The 1,224-nt window shown below is 61.1% G+C and carries 2 protein-coding genes; both read right to left on the bottom strand.

Translation table 11 applies throughout. From position 1 onward, the window contains the following. Positions 1–690 (bottom strand): condensation domain-containing protein (locus I8J34_RS24060; RefSeq protein WP_230411993.1); only part of this gene is annotated, 690 nt, incomplete at its 3' end. After that, the coding region (locus tag I8J34_RS24055; RefSeq protein WP_230411992.1) for a phosphopantetheine-binding protein at positions 677–1,224 on the bottom strand (548 nt) is incomplete at its 5' end. The genes I8J34_RS24055 and I8J34_RS24060, both read right to left, overlap by 14 nt.

Here is a 1,224-nt window from a genome sequence, read left to right as displayed (position 1 = left end):
GCGTTGCCATTGGGCGTAGTCGGCGTATTGGATCGCCAGCTCCGGCAGCGGGTCCGCCTCGCCCTGGCGGTAGGCGCTGTACAGCGCGCTCAGCTCGCTTAGCAGCAGGCTCACCGACCAGCCGTCGGCGATGATGTGATGCATGATGACCAGAAGAACGTGGTCTTCGACATCCACGCGCACGAGGCATGCCCGAACCAGCGGCCCATGTTCCAGATCGAAGGGGATCGCCATCTGCTTGCAAATGAACGCGTTCAGCGTTGCATCCACATCAATCGCCTGACCGATTTCGACACGCTGCATTGCGAAGCCCGCCAAATCCTCATCAATGATTTGGCATGGCACCCCCTGCACCTGCAGGAAATGGGTGCGAAGTGATTCATGGCGCGCCACAATCGCCTGAAGTGCCTTCTCTAACGCCGGGGTGTCGAGCCCTCCCTTCATTCGGACCGCACCGCTGACGTGCAATGCCTCAATGTCCGAATCCAGCTGGGTCAAAAACCAAAGACGTTGTTGTGCGAGCGACACGGGCAACACATCGGCCCTCGACGCCTTTTCAATGGATCGAGTCTCCTGCACCGCATTGCGTTTGAGCTTTGCCGCCTTCGCGCGATTGAGCAACTCACGCTGCTCTTCGAGCGACAGCGCCTTCAGTCGGTCTGGACGCGGCTTTGAATCAACTGTTGACATCGTCGTACTCGTAGAGATCATCGTCTTCGATCAGGGCGGAAAGTGCCTCGGGGTCGAACTGCGCCAATTGAGCCTCAACGATCAATGCGTCGAGTTGCGCAATGCACGGATTAGCGAACAGCCGGGGAAGCTCCAGCGCGACACCGAATTCAGTGTCGATGCGTGAAACAAGCTGCACGGCGGTCAGCGAGTGCCCGCCCAGTTCGAAGAAGTTGTCTTGTCGGCCGACTTGCTCGACGCCGAGCAGCTCGCGCCATAGCTGGGCGAGCGTCTCTTCGACCTCGCCTTGCGGCGCTTCATAGGCGCGCTTGACATAGGCCGCCTCGTCCGGTGCCGGCAGCGCCTTGCGGTCGAGTTTGCCGTTGGGGGTCAGCGGGAAGGCGCCCAGGCGAACGTAGGCGCTGGGCACCATGTAGCCGGGCAGTCGCTGTTGGGCGAAGCTTCTGATCGCTTCGGCCTCAAGCTCGCCCTCTCCCGTGGTGTAGGCGATCAGTTGCTTGGTGCCGTCCTGGTCGCGGGCGACGACCACCGCTT

The organism is Denitromonas iodatirespirans, assembly GCF_018524365.1.
In the GTDB taxonomy this organism is placed as follows: Bacteria; Pseudomonadota; Gammaproteobacteria; order Burkholderiales; family Rhodocyclaceae; genus Nitrogeniibacter; species Nitrogeniibacter iodatirespirans.
This window is presented reverse-complemented; position numbering and strand designations above follow the sequence as displayed.